The 14,206-nt window shown below is 65.7% G+C and carries 14 protein-coding genes, 3 pseudogenes and 1 other annotated feature; of the genes and pseudogenes, 14 read left to right on the top strand and 3 right to left on the bottom strand.

From position 1 onward, the window contains the following. The first annotated feature begins 138 nt into the window (after positions 1-138). The 4 genes from PKB_RS13030 to PKB_RS13015 all read left to right on the top strand — a co-directional run bounded on the left by PKB_RS13030 (position 139) and on the right by PKB_RS13015 (position 4,359). On the top strand, positions 139-1,329 hold the full coding sequence (locus PKB_RS13030) for an MFS transporter (protein ID WP_043252314.1): 1,191 nt from the start codon (positions 139-141) through the stop codon (positions 1,327-1,329). A gap of 22 nt (positions 1,330-1,351) precedes the next feature. Next, the gene (gene dkgB / locus PKB_RS13025) at positions 1,352-2,155 is read left to right on the top strand and encodes a 2,5-didehydrogluconate reductase DkgB (RefSeq protein ID WP_043252313.1); all 804 of its coding nucleotides are present in this window, start codon (positions 1,352-1,354) and stop codon (positions 2,153-2,155) included. 89 nt (positions 2,156-2,244) lie between these two features. Continuing rightward, entirely contained in the window at positions 2,245-3,009 is a 765-nt protein-coding gene (locus PKB_RS13020; protein WP_043252311.1) for an SDR family oxidoreductase, read from the top strand. Between the two features lie 450 nt (positions 3,010-3,459). Further along, complete coding sequence (locus tag PKB_RS13015) at positions 3,460-4,359, top strand: LysR family transcriptional regulator (RefSeq protein ID WP_043252308.1); 900 nt, start codon at positions 3,460-3,462, stop codon at positions 4,357-4,359. A gap of 1 nt (position 4,360) precedes the next feature. On the opposite strand, the gene rhtA is transcribed toward PKB_RS13015, so the two are convergent. Then, positions 4,361-5,248, bottom strand: coding sequence for a threonine/homoserine exporter RhtA (rhtA, locus tag PKB_RS13010; RefSeq protein ID WP_043252306.1), 888 nt, complete (start codon positions 5,246-5,248; stop codon positions 4,361-4,363). 50 nt (positions 5,249-5,298) lie between these two features. Between rhtA and PKB_RS13005 the strand changes: the two genes are divergently transcribed. Continuing rightward, complete coding sequence (locus tag PKB_RS13005) at positions 5,299-5,901, top strand: helix-turn-helix domain-containing protein (protein WP_052355272.1); 603 nt, start codon at positions 5,299-5,301, stop codon at positions 5,899-5,901. Between the two features lie 43 nt (positions 5,902-5,944). Next, a pseudogene (locus PKB_RS30140) lies at positions 5,945-6,700 on the top strand (IS3 family transposase); the annotation flags it as partial. Positions 6,701-7,206: 506 nt separating this feature from the next. On the opposite strand, the pseudogene PKB_RS30565 reads toward PKB_RS30140, so the two are convergent. After that, positions 7,207-7,338 (bottom strand): annotated as a pseudogene (locus tag PKB_RS30565) (IS3 family transposase); the annotation flags it as partial. A gap of 18 nt (positions 7,339-7,356) precedes the next feature. Next, positions 7,357-7,475, bottom strand: a sequence feature (AL1L pseudoknot). Beyond that, positions 7,374-7,753, bottom strand: a pseudogene (locus PKB_RS12995) (transposase); the annotation flags it as partial. Its footprint overlaps the feature before it by 102 nt. A gap of 386 nt (positions 7,754-8,139) precedes the next feature. On the opposite strand from PKB_RS12995, the gene PKB_RS12990 reads away from it, so the two are divergent. From PKB_RS12990 to PKB_RS12955, 8 genes are all read left to right on the top strand, one after another. Next, complete coding sequence (locus PKB_RS12990) at positions 8,140-8,700, top strand: Pvc16 family protein (RefSeq protein WP_052355271.1); 561 nt, start codon at positions 8,140-8,142, stop codon at positions 8,698-8,700. A gap of 132 nt (positions 8,701-8,832) precedes the next feature. Beyond that, positions 8,833-10,299, top strand: a complete 1,467-nt coding sequence (locus tag PKB_RS12985; RefSeq protein ID WP_043252305.1) for a phage tail sheath family protein — start codon at positions 8,833-8,835, stop codon at positions 10,297-10,299. Between the two features lie 18 nt (positions 10,300-10,317). After that, a complete protein-coding gene (locus PKB_RS12980; RefSeq protein ID WP_043252302.1) occupies positions 10,318-10,749 on the top strand; it encodes a phage tail protein in 432 nt (143 codons plus the stop codon). A gap of 7 nt (positions 10,750-10,756) precedes the next feature. After that, positions 10,757-11,197 carry a phage tail protein gene (locus PKB_RS12975; protein ID WP_043252300.1) on the top strand — a complete coding sequence of 147 codons (441 nt, stop codon included), beginning with the start codon at positions 10,757-10,759 and terminating at the stop codon, positions 11,195-11,197. A 10-nt stretch (positions 11,198-11,207) separates the two neighbouring features. Further along, positions 11,208-11,390, top strand: coding sequence for a DUF5908 family protein (locus tag PKB_RS12970; protein WP_043252298.1), 183 nt, complete (start codon positions 11,208-11,210; stop codon positions 11,388-11,390). Positions 11,391-11,393: 3 nt separating this feature from the next. Beyond that, positions 11,394-12,101: a CIS tube protein gene (locus PKB_RS12965; protein ID WP_043252297.1), complete on the top strand. Its 708-nt coding sequence runs from the start codon at positions 11,394-11,396 to the stop codon at positions 12,099-12,101. Positions 12,102-12,105: 4 nt separating this feature from the next. Further along, positions 12,106-13,851 (top strand): type VI secretion system tip protein VgrG, encoded by a 1,746-nt coding sequence (gene vgrG / locus PKB_RS12960; protein ID WP_043252293.1) that lies wholly within the window; start codon positions 12,106-12,108, stop codon positions 13,849-13,851. 13 nt (positions 13,852-13,864) lie between these two features. Then, positions 13,865-14,152: a PAAR domain-containing protein gene (locus PKB_RS12955; protein ID WP_043252290.1), complete on the top strand. Its 288-nt coding sequence runs from the start codon at positions 13,865-13,867 to the stop codon at positions 14,150-14,152. Positions 14,153-14,206: the final 54 nt, after the last annotated feature.

The following is a 14,206-nucleotide window of genomic DNA, read 5'->3' as shown; positions in this document are numbered from 1 at the left end:
CGGATAAGATCCGCGCCTGCTGCGGCACGCGCTACTCCTGATTCCAAATCAAATATCCTTTGCCGCTACCGGCGTTTTTCTCAGCAGTCGAGATCCGGATACTGCGCCCCAGTGAATCCCCTTCCACTGGAGCGAACCATGCCCCTCGCCTTGCTGGCGCTAACTCTCAGCGCCTTTGCCATCGGCACGACGGAATTCGTCATCGTCGGCCTGATCCCCACCATCGCCGGGGACCTCGGCGTCACCCTACCCTCCGCCGGACTGCTCGTTAGCCTTTACGCGCTCAGCGTCGCCATCGGCGCGCCGCTGCTGACCGCGCTCACCGGCCGTGTGCCTCGCAAGCTGTTGTTGGTCGGCCTGATGGCGCTGTTCACCGCCGGCAACCTGGTTGCCTGGCAGGCGCCGACCTACGAGTCGCTGATCGTCGCGCGCATCCTCACCGGCCTCGCCCACGGCGTGTTCTTCTCGGTCGGTTCGATCATCGCTACCAACCTGGTGAGCAAGGACAAGGCCGCGAGCGCCATCGCCACCATGTTCAGCGGCATGACCGTGGCTTTCGTCACCGGCATCCCGCTGGGCACCTTCATCGGCCAGCACTTCGGCTGGCGGACCACCTTCCTGGTGGTCAGCGCCTTCGGCCTGGTGGCATTGATTGGCGCACTGCTGTTCGTGCCGAAGAACATCCAGCACAGCCCGCCGGCGCCGCTGCTGCGCCAGGCCCGTGTGCTGCTGCAACCGCGTCTGCTGCTGGTCTACGCGATGACCGCCGTGGGCTACGGCGGCTCGCTGATCGCCTTCACCTTCCTCGCGCCCATCCTGCAGGACGTCGCCGGATTTGCCCCGAACATGGTCGGCCTGGTGCTGCTGGCCTACGGTGTCTCGGTAGCGGTCGGCAATATCTGGGGCGGACGCCTGGCCGACAGCAAGGGCCCGGTGAGCGCGCTGAAGACCATCTTCCTGCTGCTCGCCGCCGTGTTGCTGGTGCTGACCTTCACCGCGCCGCACCCGGTGCTGGTGGTGCTGACCGTGCTGGCCTGGGGCGCCGTAGCCTTCGGCAACGTGCCCGGCCTGCAGGTGTATGTCGTGCAGCAGGCCGAACGCGTGGCGCCGGACGCAGTGGACGTAGCCTCGGGCTTCAACATCGCCGCCTTCAACCTCGGCGTGGCCGGCGGCTCCTGGGGCGGCGCCCTGGTGGTGAGCCACCTGGGCCTGGGCCACACGCCCTGGATCGCCGCCCTGGTGACTCTCGGTGCCTTCGCCCTGACCGTACTCAGCGGCCGTCTCGACCGCCGCAGTGAACATACCGAAGCCGCACTGGCGGCCAACTGAAACAGGACCCAAGGAGATTCCCATGAGCATTCCCGCCCTCGGCCTCGGCACCTTCCGCCTCAAGGACCAGGTGGTCATCGATTCCGTCAGCACCGCGCTGGAGCTCGGCTACCGCGCCATCGACACCGCGCAGATCTACGGCAACGAAGCCGCCGTCGGCCAGGCCCTGAGCGCCAGCGGCGTGGCCCGCGGCGAGCTGTTCCTGACCACCAAGATCTGGACCGAGAACCTCTCCCGCGACAAGCTGATCCCCAGCCTGGAAGACAGCCTGGGCAAGCTGCACACCGACCACGTCGACCTGCTCCTGATCCACTGGCCCTCGCCCAATGGCGCGGTGCCGGTCGGCGAATACATGAGTGCCCTCGCCGAAGCGCAAGAGCGCGGCCTGGCCCGGCAGATCGGCGTATCGAACTTCACCGTCGCCCTGATGCAGGAAGCCCTCGACGCAGTCGGCAGTGGCGTCATCGCCACCAACCAGGTGGAACTGCACCCCTACCTGCAGAACCGCAAGGTGGTCGAGTTCGCCCAGCGCCGCGGCATCCACATCACTTCCTACATGACCCTTGGCTACGGCAAGGTCCTGGGCGACGCAGTGATCGGCGAGATCGCCCAGCGCCACGGCGCCACACCGGCGCAGGTGGTGCTCGCCTGGGCGATGCAGCTGGGCTATGCGGTGATCCCGTCCTCGACCAAGCGCGCCAACCTGGCCAGCAACCTCGCTGCCCGCGAACTGCGCCTGAGCGAGGCGGACATGGCCGCCATCGCCGCGCTGGAACGCAACGAGCGCATCACCAGCCCGGCCGGCCTGGCCCCGACCTGGGACTGAGGCGAAGCCGCTTGCACGGCGACGACGGCACGGGTAAATGGAAGACCCGGCCATCGTGGCCGCACTCTCAACCGATTTGGAGAAGTCCCATGGATCTCGGTATCGCTGGACGTTGGGCGGTGGTCTGCGCCGCCAGCAAGGGCCTCGGCAAGGGTTGCGCGAAGGCGCTGGCCGGCGAAGGCGTGAACCTGGTGATCAACGCCCGTGGCGCCGAGGCGCTGGAAGCCACCGCCGTGGAATTGCGCCAGCACAACCCGAACATCGAAGTACGCTGCGTGCCCGGCGATGTCGGCCAGGCGGACGTGCGCGCCGCGCTGCTGGCGGCCTGCCCGCAGGTCGACATCCTGGTCAACAACGCCGGCGGCCCGCCGCCCGGCGATTTCCGCGACTGGGGCCGCGAAGACTGGCTGGCCGCCCTGGAGCTGAACATGCTCACGCCCATCGAGCTGATCAAGGCCACGGTGGATGGCATGGCCGAGCGCGGTTTCGGCCGCATCGTGAACATCACCTCCTCGGCAGTGAAGGCGCCGATCGACATCCTCGGCCTGTCCAACGGCGCCCGCAGCGGCCTCACCGGCTTCATCGCCGGCCTCGCCCGGCAGCCGCGCCTGGCCGCGCGCAACGTCACGCTCAACGCCCTGCTGCCCGGCTCGTTCGACACCGACCGCCTGCGCAAGGGCATGGGCGACGACAACGCCAAGGTCGGCGAATGGCTGCAGGCGATCCCCGCCGGACGCTTCGGCCACCCGGACGAGTTCGGCGCCTTCTGCGCCTTCCTCTGCAGCGCCCACGCCGGCTACCTCACCGGGCAGAACCTGCTGCTCGACGGCGGCGCTTATCCGGGGACGTTCTGAGAAACCGCCACTCCTACGAAAAGCGCATACGCGCTTCGCTCTTGGGACTTCCAGAGAAACGTCCACGCACTCCGGAACGCCCCTTACAGGAGGCCGAGCAAAGCCCACGCAGAGGAGGTTGAGCGACATGGATGTCGCGAGAGCCCCGAGGGCTACAGGGACGTACCCTCGGGGCGGGCCTCCGGGTGCGTGGGAATGTGCGAGGGAAGTCCGGCTTGCCGGACCCGTATGTCGGGGCAAGCGTTCTTGGTTACTTCTTTGGCGTTTGAAAGAAGTGACTCGCCGAGAGGCGAAACAAGAACTCTCAGAGCACACAGAAGCGGCGCGCTACACCGAACAAGGCGTTTCTGGGTCCCCGCGTTCGCGGGGATGACGAAATTAGCAAAGGAGCGAGAGGACTGTTCGCGAGCAAGCTCGCTCCTACGCAAAGCATCCGTCCCAAGGGCCACGATGAAAGTCCAATCCGACGAACTCCGCACCTTCACCACCGTCATCGACAGCGGCTCCATCACCGCTGCCGCCGACCAACTCGGCCTCACCGCTTCGGCGGTCAGCCGCACCCTGGCGAGGCTGGAGGAGAAGCTCGGCACCACCCTGCTCAATCGCACCACGCGGCGCATGAAGCTCACCGAAGAGGGGCAGTTCTTCCTGGACAGCGCGCGGCACATCCTGGCGCAGATGGAGGACCTGGAAGAGCGCCTGGCCCTGCGCCAACAACGGCCGTCCGGGCGCCTGCGGATCAATGCCGCCTCGCCCTTCATGCTGCACGCAGTGGTGCCGCACGTGGATGCCTTCCGCGAGCTTTATCCGGAGATCGAGCTGCAGCTAAACACCAATGACCTGAACATCGACCTGCTGGAGCAGAGCACCGACGTCGCCATCCGCATCGGCGCGCTGAGCGATTCCAGCCTGCACGCCCGGTCGCTGGGCAGCAGCTGCCTGAACCTGCTGGCGAGCCCGGCCTACCTGGAGCGCCATGGCACGCCCAAGAGCGTCGAGGCGCTGGCCGGCCACAGCCTGCTCGGATTCACCCAGCCGGAGAGCCTGAACACCTGGCCGCTGCGCCACGCCGGCGGTGCGAGCCTGGAAATCACCCCGACGCTTTCCGCCTCCAGCGGCGAAACGCTGCGTCAACTGGCCCTGGCGGACCAGGGCATCGCCTGCCTGGCCGGCTACATGACTTGCCGCGACGTCGCCGCCGGGCGTCTGGTGAAGGTGCTGCCGCAGGCCATGCGCGGGGCGCGCCAGCCCATCCATGCGGTCTACTACCGCAACTCGCAGCTGGCCCTGCGCATCCAGTGTTTCCTCGATTTCATCCAGGAGCGCCTGGCGGCGACCCTGGACGCCTGACTCAGTCCGGCGCCGGCGCGTTCAGCACCGGCTGCGCGGGCTGGCTGCTGAGGGTGGTGCCGACCGAAGCGACGATGATCGCGGCGATTGCCAGCCATTGCAGGAAGGTCAGTTGCTCGCCGAGGAAGATCAACCCGGAGAGCGCGCCGAAGGCCGGCTCGATGCTCATCAGGGTGCCAAAGGTGCGCGCCGGCAGACGAGTCAGGGCGACCATTTCCAGGGTGTAGGGCAAGGCGCTGGAGAGCACTGCCACGCCGAGCAGCGCCGGCAGCAGATGAAGATCGAGCAGCGCGGTGCCGGCATGCACGATGCCGATGGGTGCGATGAACACCGCAGCGATGGTCACGCCCAGGGCCGCACCCTGGGTGCCGTGGTCGGAGCCGGCGCGCTGGCCGAAGATGATGTACAGCCCCCAGCACACGCCTGCCGCCAAGGCCAGCGCGGCGCCAGTGGGGTCGACGCCCTGCCCCAGGTTGCCGATGGGCAACAGCAGCCAGAGGCCGAACACGGCGATGGCGATCCACAGGAAGTCGAGCGCCTTGCGAGAGAAATACAGCGCCACCGCCAGCGGCCCGGTGAATTCCAGGGCTACTGCAACGCCCAGCGGCACCGTGCGCAGCGCCATGTAGAACATCAGATTCATGCCCCCGAGGGTGATGCCGTAGGCCAGCAGCGAAGCCCAGGACTTGCGCGCGATGGGCTGGCGCCACGGGCGCAGCAGCACCAGCAGGATGATCGCGGCGAAGGTCAGGCGCATGGCCGTCACGCCCTGGGCACCGAGCACCGGGAACAGGCTCTTGGCCAGGGACGCGCCGCTCTGGATCGAGGCCATGGACACCATCAGCACGGCGACGGGGTAGAACAGCGAGGCAAAACGGGAGCGAGGCATGGAAGGCGACCAAAAGGGTTGAACCGTAGCCAGTGTCCTGGCGTATGCTTATGTGCAACATAATGCGCAAAATCGGACCAATGAGCAATATATTGCCCAATTCTACCGAACGCCCGAGCGTGCTGGTCCACGTCGCCGACAACGTGAAGAATCTGCGCCGCGCCGCCGACCTCAGCCAGGACGCGCTGGCCAAGGCCAGCGGAGTCAGCCGACGCATGCTGGTCGGCATCGAGGCCGGCGACACCAATGTCAGCCTGGCCACCCTCGACCGCATCGCCGCCGCCCTCGACGTCACCTTCGCCGACCTGGTGCGCCCGCCGCAGACCGTCGACCTCGCCCGCGTCGATGCTGTGGCCTGGGTCGGCCGCTCACCGCAAAGCCGCGGCACCCTGCTGGCCAGCACCCCGGCCAGCCGCCAGGCCGAGCTCTGGCACTGGTCGCTGGCGCCGGGCGAGCACTACCGCTCCGAGCCTGACGCCGAGGGCTGGCACGACATGGTCTACGTCATCGAGGGCAGCCTGACCCTGGAGATCGACGGCGAGCGCGTGCAAGTCGAAGCCGGGGGCTTCCACGTGTTCAAGAGCAACCGTCCCTTCGCCTACCACAACCTCGGCGACCGCCTGCTGCGTTTCGTGCGCAACGTGGTGAACTGATCCACCGCCGACAAAAAAGCCCGCTCCGGGGGGGCCGCAGCCGCGTCGCCGCAGGACGCTAAACGATGCGGCCCTGATCGAGCAGATCAAGCAGGCCGTCGGCGCGTTGCCCAGCTATGGCTATCGCCGGGTCTGGGGGGTACTGCGTCGCCAGCATGAGCAGCAGGCCCAGCCACCGGTCAACGTGAAGCGGGTGTACCGCGTCATGCGAGACCACGATCTGTTGCTGGAACGCCGGCGCAAACAACCGGAGGTGGCGCGGCGTCACAAAGGTCGCGTCGCCGTGGACACGAGCAATACCCGCTGGTGTTCGGATGGCTTCGAGTTCCGCTGCGAGGACGGTGAAAAACTGCGCGCGAACTTCGCCCTGGACTGCTGCGACCGCGAGGCCATCAGTTGGGTCGCCAGCCCAAACGGCTACAGCGGCGACGATGTCCGCGACGTGATGCTGGAGGCCATCGAGCAACGCTTCGGCAGCTAACTGCCGGCGTCGCCGGTGCAATGGCTGAGCGATAACGGCTCGGCCTATACCGCCGAACAGACCCGGACCTTTGCCCGGCAGATCGGCCTGCTGCCCCTGACAACACCGGTGTGCAGCCCGCAGAGCAACGCCATGGCGGAGAGCTTCGTGAAGACCATGAAGCGCGATTACATCCGCCATATGCCCAAGCCCGATCGAGTGACGGCCCTGCGCAACCTGGCCATCGCCTTCGAGCATTTCAACGAGGAACATCCGCACAGCGCACTGAACTACCGATCACCTCGCGAGCTCAGGCGCCTGGCTGAGGCATCAACTTAACGGGGTAACGGTGTCCGGTTTGATAGGGGCAAGTCCACGCAAGTGCCCCCAGTTCGGATGCATCCATTTCGTGAATTTGCCAGCATGAGGTTCCTATCAACCAAAGGAACCGCCATGCGAAGAAAACCCTACCTCCCCTCCTTCTGGAACTCCCCGACCTCGCAGTCCGGCTACCTTGCCCTCATTGCTTGGATTCCGTGCCAGGTACTCCTGAATTTGTGGTGCCAAGGCCTGCTAAATCTAGCCACGTTCATATCGACGATCTTTTTGTTTGGATGCTTTTGCTTCGCTTTGCCCTGGCTCCAGGGATCTGGAGTCCTGAGATGGATTGAACGCGAGTTCCACAGGATCGACAGCAAAATCGTCGATGCATTAGCGAATTCTGCCCTCAGTGCAGAGGAGCGAAGCGACCTTCCACATCAACGGCCGGTGTTGTGGGAGCGCTACCTGAATCGCCCCAGGTTTCGTGGAGGCCGCTTCGTTCAAGCCAGGCCGCCATGGCCTGATTTCTTTGCTGCCGGTGGATTTGCCTCAGCCTCCGCAGGTGGGATAGAGCCGATCGAGCTCAGCGGACGTTCATGGTTGTGCCGGCGCCCCCATCTCAAGGTCGCCATCTCGACAGCCTCGCAGTTTTTCCACGTTTGACTTCCAGACTCAGCAGCTCATCACGCCGGACACGACAGATCGACTCGCCCTCGAGACGGACACGATAGTGATCGAAAAACGCCTTCAGGACTTCATACGGCGGTCGAGCTCCGCCTGGGCAAAATACGCACTGGCCAGGCGCAGGGTCTCGTTCGCTTTGCACAGCTCGCGATTTTCTCGCTAAAGCACCTTGATGCATTCACGCTCTTCGGTGGTCGCGCCAGGGCGCTGCCCAGCGTCGGTCTGATGCCGGCGAATCCAGCCACGCAGGGCTTGCGCAGCGCAGTCAATCCTGGGGGCTATGGCCTCGATGGCCGCCCACTCCGAGGGGGACTCATTCAGGTGTTCCAGAATCATGCGTACAGCATGCTCGCGAATTTCGGGGGAATAGGTCGTGATCTTGCTCATGACCTCATCTGCTCAAGAGTTGAGGCCTCCACGAAACCCGGGGCGACTCACAATGCCGAAGTGCCCGGCCAGGTCGTCGGCAATAATCCGGGCGTAAAAAATATCGCCGAATGCTGTAACAGGCGATTGCGCGATGCCTCTCTCCGCTCTGCTCCACGATGCCTCGAAAAGAGGCGAAAACACCTTCCGGACAAACGGCGTTTTCCACCCTGCGCAAACCAGGACGCTACGGGAATCGGCCCTTACGCGGGATATCAAAAAGCCACAAACGCACGTTCCTGGCGGGTTCCGGTCTCGCCGAGAAATTGACGGAGCCAGGCCCCGGTCCTATACCAAGTCCCAAGTTGTAGGACGGGCTCGCGACACTCTACAGAGGGATCTGGCCCATGATCGCTGACGCAGTCGAGTTCATCCGCAAGGAAGTGCGCCGCCACCTTGGTGTGGCCAATGGCGACGTCATCGCCAACTCGGCGCGCAAGCTGGCGGAGGAAGCCAGCGCCTTCGGCGCCTACATCTCGATGATCAACATTGAGGAAGAACCGGTCCTGCGCAACACGCCGCATGTCGAGAAGCGCCTAGGCAAGTCCCGCTACATCGAGCCACCAGTGTTCCTCAATCTCTACCTGCTGATCGCCTTCAAGTTCGACCCCTACGAAACCAGCCTCATCCACCTCTCGAAGACCATCGAGCTGTTCCAGTCCAGACGCTGGTTCTCCGCCGCGTCTCAGTCCGGGCCGGGCGCTACGCCCTTTCCGCCGTCGCTGGAAAAGCTGGTGTTCGAGATGGTCAACATGAACTTCGAACAGCTCAACAACCTCTGGGGCGTACTCGGCGACGCCTACTTCCCCTCGGTGGTCTACAAGGTGCGGATGCTCAGGGTGCAGCGCGACAAGATCGAGGATGCGCCGGAAGTCACCACCATCGTACTGAACCAGGTGATCGAATGAGCTGCCCCGCCCTCTCCGCCCGCGCATCGCTGACGGCACCTGGCCGACGACGATCCTGAGAGCCTCACACCCGCAATCCTTCGCTCCGCCCGGATACAGCAGTCCCAATCCACCCCAACGAAGGGACACATCATGCCCAGCTACAGCACCCCAGGTGTCTACGTCGAGGAAATTCCCGTCTTTCCGCCCTCGGTCGCTCCGGTCGCCACGGCGATTCCCGCCTTCATCGGCTACACCGAGAAAGCTGTCGGCAAGCAGGGCGAAGACCTGACCAAAACCGCCGTCCGCCTAACCTCCCTGCTGGAATACGAAGCCTGGTTCGGCAAGCCGCCGGTGCAGGACATGGCGATCAGCGTGAACAAGCGCGTCACCGCCGGCGGCCGGCTGCTCGGCGTGGCGGTGAGCTGGACCAGCAAGCCGGCAGTGCCCGCGCAGTTCCTCCATTACGCCATGCAGCTGTACTTCGCCAACGGCGGCGGGCCCTGCTACGTCTACTCGGTGGGGGCCTACGGCAACGCCAGCAAGAGCGCCTTCACCGATGCAATCACCGCGCTGGAAGCGGTGGACGAGCCGACCCTGCTGGTGTTCCCCGACGCGGTGAAGCTGGCCAACGACGGTGACTACGGCTCGGTAGTCGACGCCGCCCTGACCAGCTGCAACAAGACCCAGGACCGCTTCACCATCGCCGACGTGCGCAACGCAGTGGTCGCCGGCACCGACGACAATGCCAAGGTGACCACCAACTTCCGCGCCAAGGTGACCAAGAACACCGTGGAGTTCCTCAAGTACGGCGCCGCGTACTTCCCCTACGTGAACACCAACATCCCGTTCGCCAGCGCCGATGCCAATGTCACCCTCACCGCCTTCAACACGGTCACGGTGGCCGACAATGGCGGCGAGACCTCGACGCCGGTGACCAACGCCGCCGGCAAGAAGCTCAATGACGGCACCCTCGACATCAAGGGCAAGGAAACCGCCGTCTACTCGGCGATCCAGGCCTTCATCGCGGAAGCCTACGTCACCCTGCCGCCGTCCGGCGCCATCGCCGGCGTGTATGCCCAGGTGGACCGCACCCGCGGCGTGTGGAAGGCGCCGGCCAACGTCGGCTTGAGCCTGGTGCTCGGCCCGGCGGTGAATGCCACCAACGACCTGCAGGACGGCCTCAACATCGATGCCACCACCGGCAAGTCGGTGAACGTCATCCGCGCCTTCTTCGGCAAGGGCACGCTGGTCTGGGGTGGCCGCACGCTGGCGGGCAACGACAACGAGTGGCGCTACATCAACGTGCGGCGCTTCGCCAACTTCGTCGAGGAGTCGGTGCGCAAGGCGGTCGGTGTGTTCGTCTTCGAACCCAACGACGCCAACACCTGGGTCAAGACGCGGACCATGATCGAGAACTTCCTGATCAACCAGTGGCGCGACGGCGCGCTGATGGGCGCCAAGCCGGAGCAGGCGTTCCGCGTGGTGGTCGGGCTCGGCCAGACCATGAGCGCCGACGACATCCTCAACGGCCTGATGATCGTCGAGGTGCACCTGGCCATCGTCCGCCCCGCCGAATTCATCGTCCTGCGCTTCATGCAGAAGATGCCTGAAGCCTAACGCCTGGAGGGATACGTAATGAGCGATTACCCGCTTCCAAAATTCCACTTCCAGGTCCAATGGGGTGGCGCGCGCATCGGCTTCACCGAGATCTCCGGGCTCGACGTGGAGACCGAGGTCATCGAATACCGCGACGGCGCGCTGCGCGAGTTTTCCAAGCTGAAGATTCCGGGCATGCAGAAGTACCCCAACGTCACCATGAAGCGCGGCGTGTTCAAGTCGGACAACGACTACTTCAACTGGTGGAACACCGTGTCGCTGAACACCGTGGAGCGCCGTGACGTGATCGTCAGCCTGCTCAACGAGGCACACGAGCCGGTGATGGTGTGGAAGATCAAGAACGCCTGGCCGACCAAGATCGGTTCCACCGACCTCAAGGCCGACGGCAACGAGATCGCCATCGAGTCCATCGAACTGGCCCATGACGGCCTGTCCATCCAGAACGAGTAGCGGCGCCATGAGCGTCTACCTGCCACCGGTCGGCTTCCACTTCAACGCCCGCTTCGACGTGCCCGGGGCGACGGAGCGCGATGTGCGCTTCCGCGATGTTTCCGGGCTGACCATGGAGCTGGAGGAGTTCGCCTACAACGAGGGCGGCGAGAACCGCTTCTCGCACAAGCTGCCGGTGCGCGGACGCTATCCCGATCTCGTCCTCAAGCGCGGCCTGCTGGTGGACTCCGGGCTGCGCAAGTGGGTGCTGGACGCCGTGCACAACCTGGTGGTGCAGCCGGTGACGGTGTGGGTGACGCTGCTCGACGAAACCCACGCGCCGCTGCAGACCTACACGGTGGTCGGCGCCTGGCCGAAGAAGTGGGTGATCTCGGACTTCAGCGCCGAGTCCTCGGAGATCGTCGTGGAAACCCTGGAGCTCGCCTACCAGTACTTCCGCGTCGACTAAGGAAAGAGCGATGCCAGTCTTCATCAATGAGGTGGTGATCCGCAGCACCGTCGATCAACCGTTGCCGGCTTCCGGGCAACAGCCGACGCAGACGACCGGCACGCCGGTGGATCGCGAAGCGCTGGTGGCCGAAGTGACCCAGCGGGTGATCGACTACCTGGAACGCGAACTCGACCGGATCGGGGAGCGCTGACCCATGGACGGCGCGCTGCTCAAGCTGACCATCATCCCCTTCGAGGATTCCGAGGGCGCCATGGGCCCACCGGCCGGGCCGCCCTTCATCGTGCAGTTCAACCCGGAAACCTATACCGACACCACCGAATTCAAGTACGGCCCCGACGAGCCGCCACAGGGTTCGGCCGGATCGGAAGCGAAGTTCGAGCGGGTCAATCCGAAGAAGTACAGCTTCGAGCTGCTGCTCGACGGCACCGGCGTCTCCCCCGCCCCGCCGCCGGCCGGCGCGTTGGATGCGGTGGCGCCCTCCACCGGCCTCTCGGTGGTCGCGCAGATCGAGTTGTTCAAGCTCACCGTCGGCTTCGCCGGCAACGTGCACAGGCCGCGCTTCCTCATGCTGGTGTGGGGACGGCTGCTGGTGACCACGGTGCTGGAAAGCTACTCGGTCGCCTACAAGCTGTTCTCCCCCGCCGGCCTGCCGCTGCGCGCGAGCATGTCGGTTACCTTCCGCGAGCACACGCCGAAGGGCTTCGGCGAATTGCTGAAGAACCTCGCTTCGCCGGACATCGAGCACGCCCATCAAGTGCGTGAGGGCGAGCACCTGTCCAAGCTGGTCTACGACGTCTACAAGGACCCGGCACACTACCTAAGTGTCGCCGAAGCCAACCAGCTCGACACCGTGCGCCGGCTCGCCCCGGGCAGCGCGCTGTACCTGCCACCGGTGAGGTGACGCGATGCCCGGACTGCCCGAGTTCGATACCCGCGCCACCAACCTCACCACCTTCACGGTGAAGGCCGACGGTACCGCGCTGAGCGCAGAGTACGAGATCGTCTCGGTCGAGATCCGCCGAGAAGCGAATCGCGTGCCGAAGGCAACCGTCGTGCTGCTCGACGGTGATGCGGCCAAGCAGACATTCGCCCGCTCCGAGGAAGCCACGCTGATCCCCGGTGTCGAGGTGGAAATCCTCGGCGGCTACTCCTCCGAAGAAAGCACGCTGTTCAAGGGGCTCGTCGTCCGCCAGCGCATCGAGGTCGACCAGCGTGGCGGCTCGCGGCTGACCGTGGAACTGCGCGACCCGGTGTTCCGCATGACCCTCGGCCGACGCTCGCGGAACTTCAGCGACCTCACCGATTCCGAGGTGATGGAGCAGGTCATCGGCCTGAACGCAGGACTGACCGCCGACGTCACCTCGACCAGCCTCAAGCATCCGCAGGTGGTGCAGCATCAGGCCAGCGACTGGGACTTCCTGGTGATGCGCGCGGAAATGGCCGGTTTCGCGGTGATCTGCGTCGACGGCAAGGTCAGCGTCGCGCCACCCGCCGTCGCCGGTGCGGCGGCTGTCTCGGCGGTATTCGGCCAGGGGCTGTTCTCCGCCGAACTGGAGCTGGACGCGGAAACCCAGTTCAGCGCCGTCGAGACCGGCGCCTGGGACATGGCCAACCAGGAACTCGTCACCAGCCAGTCCGACGACGTGGCCACCCCCGGCCCCGGCGACATCCCCGGCAGCGACCTCGCCAATACCGGCGGCGTGGGCTCGGCGCTGCGCCACCCCGGCGCGCTGGACCAGGCCATGCTCGACCAGTGGGCCGCCGCCGGCATGGGCCGCGCGCGGCGGGCTGCGGTGCGCGGCCGCGTGCGCGTACAGGGCAACGCCGACCTGCTGCCCGGCGTGCTGATAGACCTCGGCGGCTTCGGCAGCCGCTTCAACGGGCTGGGCTTCGTCTCCGGCGTGCGTCATCGCCTCGGCCGGGGCGACTGGGTCAGCGAAGTGCTGATCGGCTCCGATCCGAAGGCCCACGCCGAACGCTACCCGGTGGCCGCCCCCGCTGCCGGCGGCATCGCCCCGCCGGTGCCAGGGTTGCAGATCGGCGTGGTGGCCGCGCTGGAAAGCGACCCGGCCGGCGAGGACCGCATCCAGGTGCGCCTGGCCACCATCAGCGAAACCGACGGGCTGGTCTGGGCACGGCAGGCGCTACTGGATGCCGGCAACAAGCGCAGCACCTCGTTCCGCCCGGAGCTGGACGATGAGGTGGTGGTCGGCTTCCTCGACGGCGACCCGCACCACCCGGTGATCCTCGGCGCGCTGCATTCCAGCGCCAAGCCGAATCCGCTGAGCGGTTCCAACGACAACCACGAGAAGGCCATCGTCACCCGCGCCGGCATGCGCATCCACTGGGACGACGACAAGGTGATCGCCACCATCGACACCCCGGCCGGCAACAAGATCGTGCTCTCCGAGGACGGCAAGTCGATCCTCGTCGAGGACCAGAACGGCAACAGGATCGAGCTGAATTCCGACGGCATCGCCATGGAAAGCCCCGGCGATATCACGCTCAAGGCCACCGGCGACGTGAAGATCGAAGGCACCAACGTCGAGCTGTCGGCCAATGCCAGCTTCAAGGCCAAGGGCTCGGGCGGCGCGGAGGTCAGCTCCAGCGCCAGCACCGTGGTGAAAGGCTCGCTGGTGCAGATCAACTGAAGGGGGAAATGCCATGCCACCCGCCGCGCGCATCAACGACCTGCACGTCTGCCCCATGGTCACCGGCACCGTGCCCCATGTCGGCGGCCCGGTGCTCGGCCCCGGCGTCGCCACCGTGCTGATCGGCGGCCTGCCCGCCGCGGTGGTCGGCGACAGCGCCAGTTGCTCCGGCCCGCCGGACAGCATCGTCGCCGGCTCCGCCACGGTGATGATCGGTGGAAAGCCGGCGGCGCGGATGGGAGACAGCACGGCCCACGGCGGCAGCATCGTGCTCGGCGACTTCACCGTGATGATCGGCTAGGAGCAGCGCTATGGCATTGGAAGATCCCTTCATCGGCAGCGGCTGGAGCTTTCC

Origin of the sequence: Pseudomonas knackmussii B13, assembly GCF_000689415.1 — a bacterium.
Lineage (GTDB): Bacteria > Pseudomonadota > Gammaproteobacteria > Pseudomonadales > Pseudomonadaceae > Pseudomonas > Pseudomonas knackmussii.
The sequence above is the reverse complement of the archived record's forward strand: the minus strand, read 5'-3'. Positions and strand labels throughout refer to the sequence as shown.